General features: G+C 31.8%; 16 protein-coding genes. 9 read left to right on the top strand and 7 right to left on the bottom strand.

Annotated features, from left to right (window positions below; translation table 11 throughout):
- Window positions 1–2,361, bottom strand: a complete 2,361-nt coding sequence (locus D1815_RS10220; RefSeq protein ID WP_118386825.1) for a TonB-dependent receptor — start codon at window positions 2,359–2,361, stop codon at window positions 1–3.
- 334 nt (window positions 2,362–2,695) lie between these two features.
- Between D1815_RS10220 and D1815_RS10215 the strand changes: the two genes are divergently transcribed.
- Together D1815_RS10215 and D1815_RS10210 are read left to right on the top strand one after the other, a co-directional pair.
- Window positions 2,696–3,034 (top strand): Hpt domain-containing protein, encoded by a 339-nt coding sequence (locus tag D1815_RS10215; protein ID WP_027395517.1) that lies wholly within the window; start codon window positions 2,696–2,698, stop codon window positions 3,032–3,034.
- 2 nt (window positions 3,035–3,036) lie between these two features.
- Window positions 3,037–4,278, top strand: a complete 1,242-nt coding sequence (locus D1815_RS10210) for a competence/damage-inducible protein A (RefSeq protein ID WP_118386824.1) — start codon at window positions 3,037–3,039, stop codon at window positions 4,276–4,278.
- Between the two features lie 5 nt (window positions 4,279–4,283).
- Here the strand turns inward: D1815_RS10210 and D1815_RS10205 are convergent, their stop codons facing one another.
- The 3 genes from D1815_RS10205 to D1815_RS10195 form a co-directional block, all read right to left on the bottom strand.
- Window positions 4,284–4,685 (bottom strand): hypothetical protein, encoded by a 402-nt coding sequence (locus tag D1815_RS10205; protein ID WP_051336355.1) that lies wholly within the window; start codon window positions 4,683–4,685, stop codon window positions 4,284–4,286.
- A gap of 226 nt (window positions 4,686–4,911) precedes the next feature.
- Window positions 4,912–5,325 (bottom strand): hypothetical protein, encoded by a 414-nt coding sequence (locus tag D1815_RS10200; protein WP_118386823.1) that lies wholly within the window; start codon window positions 5,323–5,325, stop codon window positions 4,912–4,914.
- 145 nt (window positions 5,326–5,470) lie between these two features.
- Window positions 5,471–5,872 (bottom strand): hypothetical protein, encoded by a 402-nt coding sequence (locus D1815_RS10195; RefSeq protein WP_051336356.1) that lies wholly within the window; start codon window positions 5,870–5,872, stop codon window positions 5,471–5,473.
- A gap of 478 nt (window positions 5,873–6,350) precedes the next feature.
- On the opposite strand from D1815_RS10195, the gene rpmB reads away from it, so the two are divergent.
- The 6 genes from rpmB (at window position 6,351) to D1815_RS10165 (ending at window position 10,491) form a co-directional block, all read left to right on the top strand.
- Window positions 6,351–6,590 (top strand): 50S ribosomal protein L28, encoded by a 240-nt coding sequence (rpmB, locus tag D1815_RS10190; protein ID WP_027395521.1) that lies wholly within the window; start codon window positions 6,351–6,353, stop codon window positions 6,588–6,590.
- 24 nt (window positions 6,591–6,614) lie between these two features.
- Window positions 6,615–6,797, top strand: coding sequence for a 50S ribosomal protein L33 (gene rpmG / locus D1815_RS10185; RefSeq protein ID WP_027395522.1), 183 nt, complete (start codon window positions 6,615–6,617; stop codon window positions 6,795–6,797).
- Window positions 6,798–6,801: 4 nt separating this feature from the next.
- Window positions 6,802–6,954: a DUF4295 domain-containing protein gene (locus D1815_RS10180; RefSeq protein ID WP_081415706.1), complete on the top strand. Its 153-nt coding sequence runs from the start codon at window positions 6,802–6,804 to the stop codon at window positions 6,952–6,954.
- Between the two features lie 123 nt (window positions 6,955–7,077).
- Complete coding sequence (gene ftsY, locus D1815_RS10175; protein ID WP_027395523.1) at window positions 7,078–8,031, top strand: signal recognition particle-docking protein FtsY; 954 nt, start codon at window positions 7,078–7,080, stop codon at window positions 8,029–8,031.
- 6 nt (window positions 8,032–8,037) lie between these two features.
- Window positions 8,038–8,655: a hypothetical protein gene (locus D1815_RS10170; protein ID WP_120650660.1), complete on the top strand. Its 618-nt coding sequence runs from the start codon at window positions 8,038–8,040 to the stop codon at window positions 8,653–8,655.
- A gap of 165 nt (window positions 8,656–8,820) precedes the next feature.
- Window positions 8,821–10,491 (top strand): amidase family protein, encoded by a 1,671-nt coding sequence (locus D1815_RS10165; RefSeq protein WP_240337551.1) that lies wholly within the window; start codon window positions 8,821–8,823, stop codon window positions 10,489–10,491.
- On the opposite strand, the gene D1815_RS10160 is transcribed toward D1815_RS10165, so the two are convergent.
- Window positions 10,488–11,585 (bottom strand): serine hydrolase, encoded by a 1,098-nt coding sequence (locus D1815_RS10160; protein WP_118386821.1) that lies wholly within the window; start codon window positions 11,583–11,585, stop codon window positions 10,488–10,490. The genes D1815_RS10165 and D1815_RS10160 overlap by 4 nt on opposite strands.
- A gap of 138 nt (window positions 11,586–11,723) precedes the next feature.
- Here D1815_RS10160 and rimO point away from each other — a divergent pair, with 138 nt between their 5' ends.
- Window positions 11,724–13,025 (top strand): 30S ribosomal protein S12 methylthiotransferase RimO, encoded by a 1,302-nt coding sequence (gene rimO / locus D1815_RS10155; protein ID WP_027395526.1) that lies wholly within the window; start codon window positions 11,724–11,726, stop codon window positions 13,023–13,025.
- A 789-nt stretch (window positions 13,026–13,814) separates the two neighbouring features.
- Here rimO and D1815_RS10150 read toward each other — a convergent pair.
- Both D1815_RS10150 and D1815_RS10145 read right to left on the bottom strand, forming a co-directional pair.
- Window positions 13,815–14,444 carry an NAD(P)H-dependent oxidoreductase gene (locus D1815_RS10150; protein ID WP_118386820.1) on the bottom strand — a complete coding sequence of 210 codons (630 nt, stop codon included), beginning with the start codon at window positions 14,442–14,444 and terminating at the stop codon, window positions 13,815–13,817.
- 11 nt (window positions 14,445–14,455) lie between these two features.
- Window positions 14,456–15,169 (bottom strand): pirin family protein, encoded by a 714-nt coding sequence (locus D1815_RS10145; RefSeq protein ID WP_118386819.1) that lies wholly within the window; start codon window positions 15,167–15,169, stop codon window positions 14,456–14,458.
- Window positions 15,170–15,219 lie beyond the last annotated feature (50 nt).

Below are 15,219 nucleotides of genomic sequence, written 5' to 3'. Positions count from 1 at the left end.
CTAATGAAGTTTACCAAATTTTATCCCTATAAAGAATGTTCTAGGAGTTCCAGGACCATAAATATAATCAGAATCCCGAAGTGGTCCGATATCAAAATCATCTTGGTAGCTATTAAATATGTTTTTAATACCTCCGCTAAATGTAATTTGAAAGTTATCCGAAATATCTGAGTGATATTCAAGTTTTAAATTCATATCAAAAAATGAATCTGTATCTACTAGATCTAAAAAACCAGATTCACTTATAACTCTAGGAACTGTCATTCCTCCTGTGTAAGTACCAGTAACATCTATATTAAATCGCTCGCTAGGAATCCAGGATGTATTTAGATAGCCATACGTATTCGGGTTTCTTATGAATTCGTTTACAGCTACATTATTTTCTCCGGGTATACTACCATCTGTTTCAAAAAGTATTTGACTTTCATTATAAGATGCTTTTTGAACGGTTCCGCCTAATTGGAATCGCCATTCTTTTGATGGAGATATACCGATTTCAAAATTAGTTCCAAATACCTTCGCTCCTGATCCATTCCTTACTTCTTCAAGAATAGAACCGTTTTCAAGAACTGCACCGGTGCTAACTAAAGTAAAAGGATCTTCAAGACTTGTATAAAATCCTTCAAGTAAAAAGTCTGCTTGAACCTTTTGTATGTTTTTTGTGTAATTTAAAGAAGCTGTAAACGCATTAGAAAATTCTGTATCTAAGTTTTCTGATAAAATGACAAACTGAGGTTCTCCACCAACTGATGAGATGTGCAAATCTTCATTAAACGCTTGTGGGGCTCTAAATCCTCTAGCATACCCTCCTCTAAATTTTAAAGAATTAAGAATGTTGTACGATATAGTTATTCTTGGACTTAGTACAGTTTGTTTTATAGAGACGTCTCGAGAAATTCCGCCTATATTGTATGCGCCATCAACATTTACATAATCGAGTCTAGTTCCTAGAAGTGCTGTGAAATCGTTGTTCGGTTTCCACTCGTACTGAGCGTAAGAACCAATAGTATGAACTTGTTGATCAATTAATCGGTTATATCCTGCAATAATATCTTCGGTATCGCTAATGTTGTACTCCGTTCCTATTGTAATAATATCCTTATTTTTTAAATTTTGAGTGAATTGAAAACCTGTAAGCAAAGCCAAATCCTTGGTAATCCCGTATGAGTTTAGCGCAAGAATACTATCTTGTCTAGTTCTAGAACCACCTAATCCACCATAATAACTATCTCTGTCAGTATATTGACCAGAGGTGTAGATTGATAAGTTGTTTGTTCCTTTTTTGTTTTCTAGTTCGTATGTTAAACCTCCTAAAAAAGTATTATGATCTAGTTCTTCTGTAATATCCGTAAAATGAGGAGCAAGGTCAAGACGATCTCCTCCACGACGATATTCTTTAATAGTGGTTAGGTCTAATGAAATTTTACTTCGATCATTTGGTTTTAGGAATGTTTTTAGCCCAAAAGTAGTATTTTGTAGCGTTGTTAATTCTGTGAATCCGTCATTATTAGCATCAAACTCTTCTCGGTCTCTATTTAATCCAAATACTGTAATTCCAGACATTAAATCATCACTTACAAGAGATGCGTTGAAGTTTAAAGAGCGATCAGGAATTTCTCCATCTATAAGACCTAGGTATGTTCCTATTTCCCATGTGTTTAGAACTGGATCTTTGGTTATTATATTTATGGTTCCTGCAATAGCATTAGAACCATAAAGGGCGGAACCGCCACTTCTTACTACTTCAATACGTTCAACAATGTTGGTAGGTATTTGTTCTAGTCCATAAACACTATTTAGTGCACTAAAAACAGCTCTGCTATTTATTAATACCTGAGTGTAACTACCATCTAATCCATTAAGTCTTACTTGGGTGAATCCACAGTTTTGACAATTGTTTTCGACTCTAACCCCTGGAGAATAGTTCAAACCCTCGGAGATTGATATTGATTGGGTAGCTTCTAGTAGTTTTGGACTTAAAACATTTACAACCACAGGAGCGTTTTTTCGATTTACTCTATTTCTAGTGGCGCTTACTACGACTTGATCTAGATTTAAACGATCTTCTCTAAGAATGAATTTTTTTACTGGATTATTAGTTGTTATTGTAATGTTTTCTGTCAAAGTCTGATGTCCTAAAGAGCTGATTTTTATGTGGTAATCTCCTGTAGGAATATTTTTTATTTCAAAAAAGCCGTCTCCATCCGCAGATGTATATGTATTAAAAGAAGGGTTCGATATTGTTATGTTAGCATAAGGTAATGAAGATTCAGTTGTGTTAATGTTGCCTTTTAGGTTTCCTGTTTGACCTATTAATAAATAAGAGTTTATTATGGTTAAAAAGAATAGAAATGGTTTCATAATTAAATACTATGGCTTCTTTATTAGTTTCGGCAAATTTAAAAAGTTAGTTAAGACTAACAAATTGTTTTAACAAATAATAAAGTATATTTTAGTTTAGTTTAAGTTTGTTAAATTTTTTATATTAGGATAACCTATATTTATAGTTATAATAGATCTTTTGAACTCGTTATTTTATAATTTGATTAAAGAATAATCAATGAAATATTTTAGTTTGAAGATTGGAGATGTTATCTTTACGGGAAGACCAATTAGAAGGTTTGCAATAAAAGCACAATATTTATTGATTGGTTTTATAGAAGGATAATAATTTTTTTCAATTATAATTAAGTAAATGAGTAAAAGTTACAGCTTAGAGAGTGTAAATGAATTATCAGGTGGTGATGATGAATTTATAACAGTATTGGTTCAAACGTTTTTAGAGGAAATACCTCCTGATCTTGAAGGTATGGGGCAAGCAGTTAAAGATAACGATCCTAAGACTGCCTATCAATTCGCTCATAAAATGAAACCTAATCTACAATTATTTGGAATTGATCTTTTAAAAGAAATTAAACAAGTTGAAGCTTGGTCAAAATCTGGTATGGATCAATCTGAAATATCTTCTATTCTTGATCATATTACGGCAACTGTTAATGGTGCAATTGAAGACCTGAAAGTTGATTTTCAATAAATATGCTTGCAGAAATAATTACCATAGGAGACGAAATTCTTATTGGACAGATTGTAGATTCTAATTCCGCTTTTATAGGAAAAGAACTTAATAAAATAGGTGTTGATGTTTATCAGATTACTTCTATTCAAGATGATAAGCAACATATTCTCAATGCACTAGAAGAAGCAAAAAACAGAGTGGATATTGTGCTTATTACTGGTGGTTTAGGGCCTACTAAGGATGATATTACGAAGCATACTATTTGTGAATTTTTTGATGATGCATTGGTTCAAAATGAAAAGGTTTTACGACATATCGAATCGATTTTCGCAAAGTATATACAAACTCCAATTACTGATATTAATCGAATGCAGGCACTTGTTCCTAGTACTTCCATAGTATTGATGAATCAATATGGGACAGCTCCTGGTATGTGGTTGGAGAAAGATGAGACAGTTTTTGTGTCTATGCCAGGCGTTCCCTTTGAGATGAAAAACCTTATGAAGGATGAGGTGTTGCCAAAACTTCAAGAACGATTTGATAGACCATTTATAATTCATAAGACAGTGCTGACTTATGGACTAGGAGAAAGTGCAATTGCTGAAAAAATAGAGGCCTGGGAAGATGATTTACCAGCCTTTATTAAATTGGCTTATTTACCAAATCTAGGAAGAGTTAGATTGCGACTTTCTGCACGTGGAACAAATGAGAAATTGTTAATTGATACCATTGAAGAAAGAATAGTTGATTTAAAGGTTCTTATTGGTGATATTATTGTTGGTTATGAAGAAGATGAATCTATTGAGGTGTTAATTGGTAAAATATTGACCTCTCAAGGACATTTTCTTGCTGTTGCAGAAAGTTGTACAGGAGGTAAAATTGCACAGTCTATTACTTCTTATCCTGGGACATCTTCATTTTTTAAAGGAGGAGCAGTAACGTATGCTACTCAATCCAAAAGTGATATTTTAGGGGTTTCAGAGGAAATAATAAAACAGTTTACTGTTACAAGTAAAGAAGTTGCAGAGGCTATGGCGTTGGGTGCAAAAGATAAATTTAAATCCGATTATGCTATTGCTACAACAGGAAACGCTGGTCCAACAAAAGGAGATGGTGATGTCGAAGTGGGAACAGTTTTTATTGCGATAGCCACACCAGAAAGAGTTTTTTCTAAGAAATTTGTATTTAGCAATAACAGAGAGCGCACTATAGGTAAGGCTGTTAATAAATCTTTTGAGCTTCTTCTTGATGAATTGAGCTAGTTTTGTTAACCATTTAGTAGTTCTTTTGACCATATGATCGCCTCTTCTAAATTACTAAAATTATAAAATGGTTTCTGTGCAAAATGCTTTTCAATTTCAGTGGATTTTTCAGTTAATAGGTTATAAGTAATTACTCCGTATCCTTTAAAATTATCCATATATAAAAATGGACAATCTAAATAATCCGTTGGGATTATAGAGTGAGAATTTATTCTATTAGATATGTATGTGAATGGTTGTCCGTTTCCAAAGTGTTTTTGTACTATAGGGATGAGATCCTGAAGCTTTCCTAATGTAATGGTAACCCCCTCTTTTATTTCTGCAATAATATAGTTGTCATAAATATAGTAAGTACCTAGTTTCAGGTCATATCGTTCTATTAAAGTGTTGTTTGTGTTGATGGTCATAACTTTTGTCTTTTTATTAGTTATGAATCGGTCGAGTTCTTAAGTAGATAATTTCTTTTTAAATGCTGAATTTCAATATTTTATGAATTTTTTGTGAATTTCAAACGTTTTAGTTGTTTAAGATGCTAATCAGCTACTTATAAATTAGATGCTATTGACTTAGATATTGAGGACATTGCTTTTTTGTAAAAAGCTTAAGTGTATTTAACTTATGTTAGTTTAAAGGTTAATCAAGATCTGATAGTGGTTTAATAAGTTCTTGTGCCCATAACAAAGCTTCATTGAGATCATCAAAAATTTTAGTTTCATTTTCTAGGAAAGACTGTTCAAGAGTTGCTACCTTGGTGTTAATAGCATCATAAGTTACTACACCATACCCAATAAAGTTGGGAAATAATTTAGATGATTTAAAATGCCCAGTAGGAACAAAGGAATATGAATTTTTTCTATTAGAAATGTATACAAATGGAGTAGAGATTCCATAATAAGAATGAATTATCTCAAATAATTCACTGCAATTTTCGAAGGTTAGGGTAACTCCTTCTTTTACTTCAGAAATAATATGATTCTTATAAAAGTAAAATAATCCAATAGCAAGCTCATGCTTGTGAAGAAGCTTTTTGTTAAAATCATGAATCATGTCTAAATAAAATGTTTTCCAATTACCGTTGTAATATACTCATTTTCATAGAAAAGGTCGATTTAACAGCTTTAAAACAATACAGTTTTATGTTTTTAGTTAATTTTTTAAAAATAATTAAATACAATCAGGTGTAATGATGGATTTAATCAACTGTAATTATTTCGTCTACCCAAAGTACCGCTTCCTTTAGATTGTCAAATATTTTGGTTGGAACATCAAGAAAGGATTGTTCTAAAGAAGCTATTTTGTTATTAATTGCATTGTAAGTTACGACACCATATCCTTTTAAATTTGGGAATAACTTCCCGGATTTGAAATGAGTAGTGGGTTCAAAAGAGTAAGAATTGATTCTATTCGTAATGTATACAAAAGGGGTGCTGATTCCATAATACTCCTTTGCTAACAAAAATAATTTATTTGCTTTGTCATAATTTATGGAAGCTCCCTCTTTCATTTCAGAAACTAAGTAATTTTTATAAAAATGAAAAGACCCTATATCAAGCTCATGTGTACGAATGAAATTATTATTGTTGTCCGGTAGCATCGCATTATTTTTTTCTAATATACAATTTAGACGGTATATAATGGTAATAAATAATAAGGTATTTTATGTTTTCCTTAACAGTGTTTGGAGTTTGATTTTTTGATCTAAACTTTAGTACAAAAAAAGCGGATCCTAAGATCCGCTTGTTTACTACTCAATTACCCCATATCAAGTAGTTAGTTACAGTTATGAAAACTAACTGGTGTAAAATTAATTCTAATCTTTGATTTACTATACAGGTATAAATACGTGTTTTTAAATAGAAAGTGTTGATGTAGTTAAAAACTAATAGTGGTATCTTTGTATTACCTGATTATAAGGTGCTTTTTTACATTAACCTCTTTAATAGTAGCGTTGTAATACTTTAAATGAGTTTTTTTTGAAAAAACAGAAAAAATTACAAAACTATTATTGGTGGTTCGGTAAATAATTCGTTAATTTGCACCCTGTTTTGAAATAATACCAAAATTAAGAAGAGATGTCAAGAGTTTGCGAGCTTACAGGTAAAAAAGCGATGGTGGGAAATAACGTTTCTCATGCGATGAATAAAACAAAACGTAAATTCAACGCGAATTTAATAAAAAAGCGTTTTTATATTCCTGATGAAGATCGTTGGGTAACACTTAAGGTGTCTACTGCAGCGTTAAAAAATATAAATAAAAACGGTATTGCTGCTGTTTTAAAAGAAGCAAAAGCTAAAGGTTTCTTAACAAAATAATTCAGCTTCTAAAAAGATACTATAATGGCAAAGAAAGGTAATAGAGTTCAGGTAATCTTAGAATGTACAGAGCATAAAGCTTCTGGTAAACCAGGTACATCAAGATATATTACAACGAAAAACAAAAAGAACACTCCTGATAGAATGGAAATAAAGAAATTTAATCCTATTCTTAAAAAAATGACTGTTCATAAAGAAATAAAATAAGACAATGGCAAAGAAATCAGTAGCATCGTTACAGACAGGATCAAAGAGATTGACCAAAGCTATTAAGATGGTTAAATCTCCAAAAACGGGAGCATATACTTTTGTAGAGTCTATTATGCAGCCTGATGCAGTAAATGACTTTTTTAAGAAAAAGTAATTCGTAAGAAAATATTTTAAAAAGAAGCCGTTTCAATTTTATTGGAATGGCTCTTTCTTTTTATATTTATACGATTTTATGGATATATCCATATTTAACTTATTAGCATTCTGAATATAACACATGAGTTTGTTTAAAAAAATATTCTCTTCTGAGAAAAAAGAAACCCTAGATAAAGGGTTAGAGAAATCTAAAACCACCTTTTTTTCTAAATTAAGTAAGGCAGTTGCCGGTAAATCTAAGGTAGATGATGATGTATTAGATAACCTTGAAGAAGTTTTGGTTACTAGTGATGTGGGAGTGAAAACTACCATAAAAGTTATAGAAAGAATAGAAAACCGCGTAGCAAAGGATAAATATTTGGGGACAGAAGAATTAAATCAAATTCTTAGAGAAGAGATTGCAGGTTTACTTTCTGAAACTAATTCAGGAGAAGCTACGGATTTTGAGATTCCAGCAAATAAAAAACCATATGTTTTAATGGTGGTAGGCGTAAATGGTGTTGGAAAAACTACTACTATAGGTAAATTGGCTTATCAGTTTAATAAAAAAGGTTTAAAAGTGGTTTTAGGCGCAGCTGACACGTTTAGAGCGGCCGCAATCGACCAGTTGCAAGTTTGGGCGGATAGAGTGGATGTTCCTATTGTAAAGCAAGATATGGGTAGTGACCCAGCATCTGTTGCCTTTGATACGTTAGAGTCAGGAGTAAATCAAGATGCAGATGTGATTATTATAGATACAGCCGGTAGATTACATAATAAAGTAAACTTGATGAATGAATTAACCAAAGTAAAGCGAGTGATGCAGAAAGTAGTAGGAGATGCTCCTCATGATGTTTTATTAGTTTTAGATGGTTCTACTGGTCAAAATGCATTTGAGCAAGCAAAACAATTTACAGCTGCTACAGAAGTAACTTCATTAGCTGTAACTAAATTGGATGGAACGGCAAAAGGAGGAGTGGTTATTGGAATTAGTGATCAATTTCAGATTCCTGTAAAATATATTGGTGTAGGAGAAGGGATTGAAGATCTTCAGGTATTTAATAAATACGAATTTGTAGATTCCTTTTTTAAGTAATTTTAAATGACTAAAAGAAGAATACTCCAGTTCCTAATACTTTTCTTGTCCATTAACGTTTTAAGCGCACAAAAAACGGAAGCAAAACTTTATTTTAAAGATGGTTCTGAACTAATTGGTTTTGCAAAATTCAAAGGTAAGGATAGAATAAAATTTAAGGAAACTAAAAAAAATAAGGCAATCATATATAATTGGGAAGATCTTCATAAAATTACACTAACCAAACCCGGCAGTGGAAGATATCATTTTTACTATAAAAAAATTAAAGAAACTGATACTTTTAAACCGTTACAATTAGTGAGTGATGGGAAAATTATGCTTTATAGAGTTGTTACCAAAGGATACGATATAAAGTATAGCAATGGTGCAAATGCAGGAGTCTTTGCTAATGATAATGGCGTGCCACAAACTACTCGTACAGAAATAGAGAATTTTTATATTTCCAAAGCAGAGGAAGATGTAATTGATATATCTTATGGATCAGAGTTTTTCAAAAATTTCAGAGAAACATCTATGTCTTTTTTTGCTGATTGTAAAGAGATAGTTGCTAAAATAGAGGAAGGTACGTACACAATAAATGACATTAGGGATATCGTGTTTTATTATAATTTCAAATGTGGTTAAACTTACTTTTATAATATAATTGTTGATTTTTCATTTATAAATATTAGTTAGTTTTATTACATAGAAAGATTACTGTGTTACAAAATAGTTAAAAGGGATATTGTCGTAGATTGCAATGTCCCTTTTTGTTGTTTTGAATGGATATTTCTGTAAACACACAAACTCATGATGTATAGAATAATAAGTGTTCTTATCACAATTTCTCTTTTTTCTTCTTGTAAAAAAGAAACTACACCGGAATTAATTGCAAAACAACATAGAGTAACATGGAAGCCCTATGATGAATTGGAAGATTTAAAAGCAACACTTGATTTAGAGCAATCAAGAATGCATTTAAAACTTGTAAACTCTAAAGTTTTAGATAAAAATAAGATTTGGAAATCGTTAGAGTCTGAATTGGATTATTTTTCTGAAGAAGATTATAATACATTAAAACCTCTCATTTTAGAAAAGGATATTTCTTCTTTGCAAACAAGTATAAAACAAGGAGAGCTTACCTATGAGAAATTGGTACTTTTTTATTTGTATCGCATTAGAAAATATGAAAGTGACAATAAGCTTTCCCTCAATAGTATTATTGCTCTAAATCCTCTGGTAGTTAAGCAAGCAAGGGAGTTTGATAAAAATGATAAATCTAATATAGATATCCACTCTGTTTATGGTATACCAATTTTGCTTAAGGATAATATCAATGCCAAAGGGATGCCTACGACCGCGGGTGCTATTGTTTTACAAAACAATAATGCTGAAAATGCTTTTATTACTAATCGTTTATTAGAAAAAAAGGCTTTATTACTAGGGAAGACAAATCTAAGTGAGTGGGCTTATTTTTTCTGTTCTGGATGTCCGGTAGAGTATAGCGCAGTTGGTGGACAAACAATGAATCCGTATGGAAGAATGGTTTTCGAAAGCGGAGGATCTAGTTCTGGTAGTGGTGCCGTTGTTGCTGCGAATTTTTGTGTAGCAGCTATTGGGACAGAAACAAGTGGTTCTATATTGTCTCCCTCGAGTCAGAACTCTGTAGTAGGATTAAAACCTACTATTGGAGTTTTTAGTAGAAGTGGAATTGTACCTATTTCCAGTACGTTAGATACTCCAGGGCCTATGACAAAATCAGTGATTGATAACGCAATTTTATATAATGCATTTTTGGGTAAGGATACTTCAGATAGTGCCTCTGTTCAGGTAAAAACAGTTTCATTATCCGAAATTACAAATACCAACTTAGTAGGAAAAAAGTTTGGCGTCTTGAAAGCATATCTTAAAGATTCACTCTATGCCGGAGCGGTGAAAAATATTAAAAATTCAGGAGCAGAAATATTTGAGTTAGAGCCTAAAAATACTGATCTTCCTGGTTTTTTGACAATTTTAAATATCGATATGAAACACGATCTCCCTCAATATATAGCTAATTATGCAAGTGATAGTATCGCCATAAAAACTATTGAAGATATTATTACATTTAATCAGCAAGACTCATTGATAAGAATGCCATACGGTCAAGCATTGTTAGAAGGAATAATGAGTGATAGTACGACAACAAAAGAATTGAAAACGATCAAGGAAAATTTAAAGAGTGTGTCTAGAAATTATTTTGATACTCATCTAGATAAACATAATTTGGATGCTATTTTATCCATAAATAATTATCACGCTGGATACGCTGCTGTTGCCAAATATCCAGCCGTAACAGTTCCGATGGGCTATACGGATAAAGGAGAACCTAAGAGTTTGACTTTTATTGCAAAGTCATTTTCTGAAAATAAATTGTTAGCATTGGCATTTGCTTATGAACGAATTTCAAAAGAACGTCGAGCACCATTAAAGTATAATTAATTAATCAGTTCATTAATTTTAATCCATAGATCATTATCGAAACTTGATGGCCCTAATAATGATTCTCCAGAATCATTTCCCATTCTTACAATTACCAAATTCTGACTAGGAACTACATATAGTTTTTGATCATCTTTACCTAAACCTGCAATAAGGTCATCGGGTGCATCTGGTATTAATTCTCCTGGGAATTGATTTTCGAAAGCTGGAGCTCTAAAACTTGATTTACCATTCAACCACCATAAATATCCATAAGATTCATTAAGATTTTGAGAAGTAGTGGTCATTTCGGTAAAATAGCTTTGATCAGTAAGGATCTGGTTGTCACCCCAAGTTCCTTTGTTAAGGTTTAACAGACCAAATCGAGCCATGCTTCTTGCTGTACTGTAGTATATATGAGCAAAACCTAGACGAATCCAGCTGCCATTCATTCCAATTTTATTTTTCACCGAGTTGTTAAAGTAGGTGTTATAGTCTGTATTTGTAGCTTGAGCTATGATATCAGTAAGAAGGGTATATGTTGCATTATGATAATACCAGAAATTACCTGGTTGATTAAGGTATGTTAAACATTCAAAATCAGTACAGTTTTGATTAGAAACAGTATAATCTAAACCAGTTGTCATGGTTAGGTGATTTTTTATCGTAATAGACTGTTCCTGAGAAGCGGTTAGATTTGCCCATTGAGTTCCTAAATATGTGTTAGAAGGTTCATTAATACTTAATAAATCGTCTTGTTGTGCAACTCCGATTGTAAATGCAGTCAATGTTTTTCCGGCCGAGTACCAAGGATTATTATCTGAGGATGCGGCTCCATTAAAGTATTTTTCGATTACAATTTTTCCGTTTTTAAGAATTATAAATGCTTTAGTGTTTTTTTCTTCAAGAAAATCATAAAGAGGTTGTTCTGCATTGATATTCCATTCTAAATCTAGAATTGAAGTATTTTCCCATTCTTCAGAGTTAATAGGTGGAAAATATAACTCATCTTGATTTGGATTTGGTTCTTCGGAAATTACTTCTTCGGTTTCATCAGAACAAGAAAGCATAGTGCTTAATAAAAGGAATAGAAAGGGAATCGTTTTAGTTTTCATAGTTGGGGGGTATGAATTTTAGACTACACAATATACAAAAGGTTTAATTTACTTTTTTTTACTTGATTGACTTATTAAGAATTATGTACTAAAACTTTGGTTATTCATTGTATCTTTGCACACCTTTATTCAAATGATATGAGAACAAAGACTTTAAAAAAGAATAAGATTAATGTAGTTACATTAGGTTGTAGCAAGAATGTGTATGATAGTGAGGTTCTTATGGGACAACTAAAGGCCAATAACAAAGAAGTGGTTCATGAAGAAGAAGGAAATGTTGTTGTAATTAACACTTGTGGTTTTATAGCAAATGCTAAAGAGGAATCTGTTAATACTATTTTAGAGTACGTACAGAAAAAAGATCAAGGTGTTGTAGATAAAGTTTTTGTTACAGGTTGTTTATCCGAAAGATATAAGCCTGATTTACAAAAGGAAATTCCAGATGTAGATCAATATTTTGGTACTACAGAACTACCAGGTTTGTTAAAGGCTTTAGGAGCAGACTATAAGCATGAACTTATTGGGGAGAGATTAACAACAACTCCTAAGAATTATGCGTATTTAAAAATAGCAGAAGGATGTGACCGTCCTTGTTCTTTTTGTGCTATTCCGTTGATGCGAGGTAAACATAAATCTACTCCTATTGAAGAATTGGTTACGGAGGCAGAGAAGTTGGCTGCAGATGGAGTAAAAGAATTGGTTTTAATCGCCCAGGATTTAACATATTATGGGTTAGATTTATATAAGGAAAGAAAGTTAGCAGATTTACTTCGCGAATTGGTAAAGGTTGATGGTATAGAATGGATTCGATTGCATTATGCATTTCCTACCGGATTTCCAATGGAAGTGTTAGAAGTAATGCGAAAGGAACCCAAAATCTGTAATTATATTGATATTCCATTACAACATATAGCGGATCCAGTTCTTAAATCTATGCGAAGAGGAACTACAAAAGCTAAAACTACAAAGCTTTTAAAAGAATTTAGAGCGGCTGTGCCGGAAATGACAATTCGTACTACATTGATTGTCGGATATCCTGGAGAGACACAAGAGGATTTTGAGACGTTAAGAGATTGGGTGAAAGAAATGCGTTTTGAGCGTTTAGGTTGTTTTACATATTCTCACGAAGAAAACACACATGCTTTTAACCTGGAAGATGATGTACCAGAGGAAGTAAAAATGGACCGTGCCAATGAGATAATGGAAATACAATCACAAATCTCTTGGGAATTGAATCAACAGAAGATAGGACAAGAATTTAAGGTTGTTATTGACCGTAAAGAAGGACAATACTTTGTTGGTAGAACTGAGTTTGATTCTCCAGATGTTGATAATGAGGTTTTAATAGATGCTTCTAAGTTTTATCTAAAAACAGGAGAATACACAACCGTTAAGATATATGAAGCAGAAGATTTTGATTTATATGGGGAAGTTGTTTAATTAACTTCCTAAAATGCTATTCTTTAATCTGATTCTATATTGTAATTAGGGTTTTGTTAGTATGAATGGTTAATCAAATATTGTTTATCCGGTTATTATTGTTATTAATTTTCTTTTCACCTAGGTGCACTCACTGCAGGTTTCATATTGTTATATAAAAAAATAGAATATTGGACTCTATAGGTTTTTAGATGGTTCAAACAAATTACAGTTTAAAACAAAAAAATCGAGGATTTTAATGATCCTCGATTTTGTCGCGTAATACTCTTTAGATTTTTTGGCTAATTCTAATTATGAGAGAACTTTATTTCTTTATTTTATTAAGGGACAAAGTTTTATAGTTAACGCTGTATTTTAAATTTAATTTTATTCGGGCGCAAAAGTATTTAAAAAAGAGATACGAAATTCTTAATTTCTGATGATGTTCATTATAGTAATATAATTGAGGTAAATGATAACTTGAGATTTTCGTAACGTAGTAAAGGCAAGGGGTAAGATATCATTAGTATAATAAAAAAAACTATTATTGGAATGTATTTTTTTTAGGTTTTTATTGAATTAAGTTCATTGTTGTTTTCTGTAAAAAAAACTTTAAACTTAACAATTTGATAATATTGGGTCTTAAATATTAGGTTGTTTTGAGATTTTTGTATTAAAAAGATGAATATTCTAGTTATAATGTATTAATTACGGTTTTGTCCTGTTTGGAGATAGATAGATTTCTTAAAATATTAATAGAGGTCCGATTATTTCAATTTCAGACCCCTATCACTATGTTGGTTTTATATATTAAATAGTTTCAAATAATTCATGTAAAGGTTTACGTACTTTTTTATCATGTTGAGTTGGATCTTCTTCCGAACGGTATCCAATTGTGGCAATAACTGCCGCAGAAAGTCCTTTTTCGGATAAACCTAATATCTCATCATATGCTTCGGGTTCAAAACCTTCCATCGGACAGGCATCAATTTTAAGTTCTGCACAGGCAGCTAGTAAGTTTCCTAATCCAATATAGGTCTGTTTTGCAGTCCAAGCTTTCAAGATTTCACTAGGTAATTCCGTAATTTTAGATTTCATAAAGTCACCATACCCTTTTAGGTTACCCAAGTTTAAATTTTGTGTATCAGCTTTCAACTTTAGATAATCATCGATTACTTTTTCATTTACAGTTGTATAGTTACAAAATACAATTAAATGTGATGCGTCTACAACTTGTGTTTGCCCCCATGATTTCGGCTGTAATTTTTGTCGAATTTCTGGATTCGTTATAATCAATACCTTATATGCTTGTAAACCGTAAGATGATGCTGAAAGAGAAATTGCTTCTTTGATCTTTTCAAGATCGGACCCCGATATTGTCTTCTTTGGATCAAATTTTTTGGTAGCGTACCGCCAATTTAGGTTTTCTAATAATTTCATAATTTATTGTTTTATTGTGTGATAGGGACTTCCATTATTAATATTTTAGAAGATTCGTTTGGTCTAATTTGAAGTTGTTCTATATCCCAGATTCCTAATCCATCTCTTTTATCTAATATTGTTCCTTCTATAGAAATGTTTCCTTCTAGTATAAAAACGTATACGCCATTGTCTTTGTTTTTTAATGTATACGTATGTGTACTATCTTTTTCTAAATTGCCAATATGAAACCAAGTATTTTGATAAATCCATACACCATCGTCTTCTTTATTAGGTGATAATATTTGATGTAAGTTATTTTTTATTTTTTCTTGATCAATGGTAATTTGATCATATCTAGGAGTTACATTTTTTTGGTTTGGAGTCACCCATATTTGTAAAAACTTTACTTTCTTGTCAGGGTTTTTATTGTATTCGCTATGAAATACACCGGTACCCGCACTCATTACTTGAATATCACCTTCTTTGATTACAGTGGTGTTCCCCATGCTGTCCTTGTGCTCTAGATCACCTTCAAGAGGTATAGAGATAATTTCCATATTGTCATGTGGATGTTTACCAAACCCCATTCCTCCAGAAACTGTATCATCATTAAGAACCCTAAGCGTACCAAAATTCATTCTTTCTGGATTATAATAATTTCCAAAACTAAAAGAGTGATGAGAATTTAACCAGCCAAAATTTGCTATTCCTCTTGTGTCTGATTTATGCATGATCGTTTTCATAATATATCCTTTCTTTATAATTCTTTTACAAAGGTCAAGTTTTGAATTAT

Source organism: Aquimarina sp. AD1 (assembly GCF_003443695.1).
GTDB lineage: Bacteria > Bacteroidota > Bacteroidia > Flavobacteriales > Flavobacteriaceae > Aquimarina > Aquimarina latercula.
This window is presented reverse-complemented; position numbering and strand designations above follow the sequence as displayed.